Source organism: Lancefieldella parvula (assembly GCF_963530955.1).
Taxonomy (GTDB): domain Bacteria; phylum Actinomycetota; class Coriobacteriia; order Coriobacteriales; family Atopobiaceae; genus Lancefieldella; species Lancefieldella parvula_A.
The window spans coordinates 1-4,412 of record NZ_CAUSFQ010000101.1 but is presented as its reverse complement, the minus strand read 5'-3'; the positions used below and the strand labels follow the sequence as shown (position 1 = coordinate 4,412).

The 4,412-nt window shown below is 46.2% G+C and carries 5 protein-coding genes and 1 pseudogene; all 6 read right to left on the bottom strand.

Annotated features, from left to right (window positions below):
• Nucleotides 1–311 (bottom strand): alanine--tRNA ligase-related protein (locus RWJ43_RS06150; protein ID WP_314008987.1); only part of this gene is annotated, 311 nt, incomplete at its 3' end.
• A gap of 25 nt (nt 312–336) precedes the next feature.
• Nucleotides 337–1,719 (bottom strand): AI-2E family transporter, encoded by a 1,383-nt coding sequence (locus tag RWJ43_RS06145; RefSeq protein WP_314008985.1) that lies wholly within the window; start codon nt 1,717–1,719, stop codon nt 337–339.
• The gene (locus tag RWJ43_RS06140) at nt 1,719–2,573 is read right to left on the bottom strand and encodes a SigB/SigF/SigG family RNA polymerase sigma factor (protein WP_035431837.1); all 855 of its coding nucleotides are present in this window, start codon (nt 2,571–2,573) and stop codon (nt 1,719–1,721) included. Before RWJ43_RS06140 ends, RWJ43_RS06145 begins: the two co-directional genes overlap by 1 nt.
• Entirely contained in the window at nt 2,566–2,949 is a 384-nt protein-coding gene (locus RWJ43_RS06135; RefSeq protein WP_313994326.1) for an ATP-binding protein, read from the bottom strand. Before RWJ43_RS06135 ends, RWJ43_RS06140 begins: the two co-directional genes overlap by 8 nt.
• 6 nt (nt 2,950–2,955) lie before the next feature.
• Complete coding sequence (locus tag RWJ43_RS06130) at nt 2,956–3,567, bottom strand: hypothetical protein (protein ID WP_314008983.1); 612 nt, start codon at nt 3,565–3,567, stop codon at nt 2,956–2,958.
• Between the two features lie 91 nt (nt 3,568–3,658).
• Nucleotides 3,659–4,412 (bottom strand): annotated as a pseudogene (locus tag RWJ43_RS06125) (replication-associated recombination protein A); the annotation flags it as partial.

Sequence of the window (4,412 nt, the reverse complement as noted above, 5' to 3'; positions counted from 1 at the left end):
TCGCGCTTGGTGTAACCACCAAAGGAGAAGTTACCCAGCATCTCAAAGAATGAGAGATGGCGAGAGTCACCAATGTTGTCAATATCGTTAGTACGAAGGCACTTCTGGCAGGAAGTTGCACCAATCTCCTTCATAGTCTTGATGCCCTGGTAATATTCCTTGAACTGGTTCATGCCAGCATTAGCAAGAAGCAGCGAAGGATCAGAAGGCACCAGAGATGAAGAAGGATAGCGCTTGCAACCCTTGCTCTCAAAGAAGCTTAGGAAGTCCTCGCGAATCTCTGCTGTTGTCATTGTTTTATAGTCAGCCATAAAGTACTTCTCCGTATTCAAATAACTACTCTTTTGTACTGTCTGAGTCTACCGCATCTGACGATGGTTTATCTGGTTCCTTAGTAACTTCTTGAGTATTCCTAAAAAGTAACTGAGAAAAATCATGTCCAAGAATCTTGGGTGCGGGAGCTGAAGACTTGCTGCGTACATGACCTGCAGACTCTTTATCAACAAGGCGTGACTCTTCAAAGAACTTTGGATCATCCAAAGCATCATACTCTGGCAAGATGGCGCCCTTTTCATCCACATACTGCGTGGAGTTAAAAAGCGCGCCATTTGGCGAGACAATCTGTCTGCCCGAATACTTCTCAAAGAAGTACACAAAGATGCCCCTCAGTGCTGCTGTCAAAGGTATGGCAAGAATAGTTCCAACTACTCCGCCAAGAGCACTGCCAATGACAATACCAACGAGCGAAAGACCCGGGTGAACTTTAACGCTAGTTGCCATAACCAAAGGTGAAAGCACGTTATCAACAACGTTTTGTGCAACCATCAAGATAACGATAGTCCATACGGTCATGACAGGGTCTACCAAGATGCTCAAAATAAGAGCAATACCTGCCGAGAAAACCGGTCCAACTACAGGAATAATATGGAAGATTCCTGTAACCATGCCAATAAGAGCGGCATAAGGGTTGCCTAAAATCAGACACCCAAAGTACACAAGAATGCCATTAACCGCAGAGGTAATGATAGTGCCTCGCATATATCCACTGGTAGATCTACTTAAGATTGCAAGAATAAGTCTGAACTCATTCTCTTTTTGAGGACCAGCAATAATAGCCATCTCACGGACAATAACTGGATAATCTTTGGCAAGCCAATAGGCAAGAACCAGACCTAAGAAGAAGACCATGAGTTGGTTTGCCATAGAAGAGATGTTGCCTAAAGCAGATGTGGAAAGCCAACTCAAAATACCAGAAGCAACTGATATTCCAATACTTGATGCCTGTTCAATTGCAAGTTCTACGGTCTGTCTAACAGCAGGGTTACTTTGAGTGTCAAAGTTCTGCCAAAACTCCCTTGCCATTGCTCCTATCTGACTTGCATACGAAGGAGCGTTTCTGAGTAGCGTAGTAAGCTCAAATACCAATGGCTGCGCTATCAAAATCAAAAATCCTACCAGCACAATGAGCGTAAGAACAAGCGCGATAAGAGCGGAAATGCCACGAGGCACTCCCCTGTCTTCAAGCCAATTGGTAACAGGGCTACAGACAAACGCAACAATTGCGCCAATGGCGAGCAGCTCAACAGCCTGTCCCAGGATGCCAAGAACATACAGTGCAAGTGCAAACAATGCAGCCAGACCAATGACTGTCCATACCATTAAGCCACGTTGTTTCCATTTTTGAGCTGAATCGGAGAAGTTTTGATGCTTTTGATCCATTAACGGTTCACGCTTTCTGGGTCAATCTTTTCTTGGATACGCTTTAAGGTGCGACGAAGCAGCCTTGAAACCTGTACCTGAGAGATATTAAGTTTCTCCGCGATCTCTACCTGAGTAAGACCTTCAACAAAACGCATACGAATAATCTCTTGCTCTCGTGGCGAGAAGTCTCTAATGGCCTCTTCAAGAACAATGCGGTCATCAGAACCAGCAAGATCCTCATCTTCGGTCACATACTGGTCAATGATTGAAGGAGTCTCGTCGCCATCAGCACCAGAGCCGCCTCCCTCAAGAGGAACAGAGCTATAAGCGCTAGAAGACTCCATAGCCTCAAGAACCTCTTCAACGTTAGTATCAAGGCGCTGGGCGATCTCTTCAATTGAAGGGCTTCTTTGCAGCTCTTTAGTCAAATCATCAGTGACCTGATTAATCTTGGAAGAAAGTTCCTGCAAACGACGAGGAACACGTACTGACCAGCCTTTGTCGCGGAAGTGACGCTTGATTTCTCCCATGATGGTTGGCGTTGCATATGTTGTAAATTCAAGACCACGATCAGGCTCAAACCTATCAATTGCCTTGATAAGTCCAATGGTTCCCACCTGAATCAAATCATCAAGGGGTTCTCCACGGTTTTTAAACTTGGAGGCCAAAAAGCGCACGAGGTTTAAGTGACTCACAATAAGCTGGTCTCTTACCTCAGGGTCTTTTGTTTCTTTATATTGGGCAAAGAGCTTGCGTGTTCTATCTTTATCCCAGGCTGGGGTACCTTTAGAAGCACGACGAGCAGCTCTTCTTGCGGCTTTCTGCTCTTCTGCAGATGCCTGTACTGCCTCGTTTGCTTCAGGTTTAGGCATGTGCACCGCCAGAAATCTTTACAAGATGAAGCGTATAACCGTCATCGCTAAGCGCAAACTCATCACAAATAGCGGAGAGCAATAGCTCTACAAGCTCTAGTGGCTGAGAATTATCTTCCTCAGACTCAACTGGATCCTCATCACCCAAGTCAAAATCAATAACCATAGTATTGTCTTCGAGGATAAACGTAATATCTACAGAGTCTTTCTGAGTGCCGCACGCAAAGACAAAGCCCTCTTCTGCGGCCATTTTGACATCTTCAAGCTCATCAACGTTCATCTTGCACAAAACAGCAAGATTAGCAGCCATCATTCTGACTGAACGAGCAAATGTTGGATCTGCTGGAGCGGAAAGCTCAACAATTTTTTGTGCCATTACAATCTACTCCTCAGACTTCTGAGAAGACTCAGAACCGTACTCAATATAGAACTGCTCAGTGCGAGTTGGTTTAGAATGCTTTGTCTTGTCCTGAGAAAGCAGAGGAAGCTCCTCAAGATACTCTTGAGCACGCTGTGCACTCTGTTGTGCGGAAGCTGTCGCACCGCTCAAGCGAGCCTGAGCTACCTCAGCAAGCTTGGAAGGATTCAAAGATCCGCCAAGACCAGTTCCCAGCTTTGAAACAGACTCAACAACGCCTGTTACCGCATCGCTTGCAGCCTTGCTGACAGTTGCAGTTACGGCTGATGCTGCACCAGAAACGGTTGCTACGTCACCAAGAACCACATTGAGGCTCTCAAGAGAAGTATTAGCGTTCTCTGCAGCCTCATCAACCTTCTGCATGAGTGCAGGTAGCTGCTTAACAGTTGGATCAAGCTCATCAACCATGCCATCAATTTTTGAAATAACAGGTTGAATCTGCTCAATGGTATTGTTAGCTGAGAGTGTAATCTCAGTAATTGACTTTCTTGTTGTTCTTAGGGTCAGAGCGACCTCGACAATGGCCCAAACACCAACTACGGCTAAGACTACAAGGGCAATCTGTAAGTAATCCATCTATGCCATCCCTCAAAGCTAACGGTTACAGTTCTTTCTATTCTACCCGAGGAGCGTCCTCTTAATGCTCCCACTTAGGTAATTCAAAATCCTAGACTTCCTCGTGACGGTCACGCTCTGTAGCTGCAATTCTCCACGCTTCCCAACCTCTTGGAGATGGCGAGAAGAACGCACCACGTTCAAGTCCTTCTGGAAGATAACGCTGTTCAATCCATCCCCCAGGATAATTGTGAGGATAGAGATAATTGCCATACTCTTCAGAACCAGGACGCGTACGGTCTCTTAAGTAACTTGGAACTTCTCGCCTTGGACCTGTTCTAACCTCATGGAGAGCGGCATCAATACCTGCTTCTGCAGCATTAGATTTTGGAGCAAGCGCCATATAAATTACTGCTTGCGCAAGGTTAATCCTGCACTCGGGATATCCAATGACCTCAGCTGACCTGAATGCTGCATGTGCAATGAGCAGCGCCTGAGGATCGGCATTGCCAATATCTTCTGAGGCCAAAATCATAATGCGTCGAGCAATAAATTTAGGATCTTCACCTGCATCGATCATGCGCGCAAGCCAATAGAGTGCGGCATCTGGGTCTGAGCCTCGCATAGACTTAATAAACGCGGAGATAATGTCATAGTGCATATCTCCTGCTTTATCGTAGGGAAGTCCGCGGCGAGGATTTGCCTCAAGAACGTTTTGCTTGGTAATAACAAGCGGCTCAGATGCTTTGCCGTCAGCAGATTCTGGAACGTCAACCATCTGAGAGGCAAGCTCAAGAGAAGTTAGGGCTGCGCGACCATCTCCGCCCGCAAGCGTCACAATCTCTTTGCGAGCATCTTCTTCCAAG

Coding starts and splice junctions, on each gene's coding strand:
- RWJ43_RS06140 (WP_035431837.1), bottom strand. CDS start 2,573: ATGCCTAAACCTGAAGCAAACGAGGCAGTACAGGCATCTGCAGAAGAG.
- RWJ43_RS06135 (WP_313994326.1), bottom strand. CDS start 2,949: ATGGCACAAAAAATTGTTGAGCTTTCCGCTCCAGCAGATCCAACATTT.
- RWJ43_RS06145 (WP_314008985.1), bottom strand. CDS start 1,719: ATGGATCAAAAGCATCAAAACTTCTCCGATTCAGCTCAAAAATGGAAA.
- RWJ43_RS06130 (WP_314008983.1), bottom strand. CDS start 3,567: ATGGATTACTTACAGATTGCCCTTGTAGTCTTAGCCGTAGTTGGTGTT.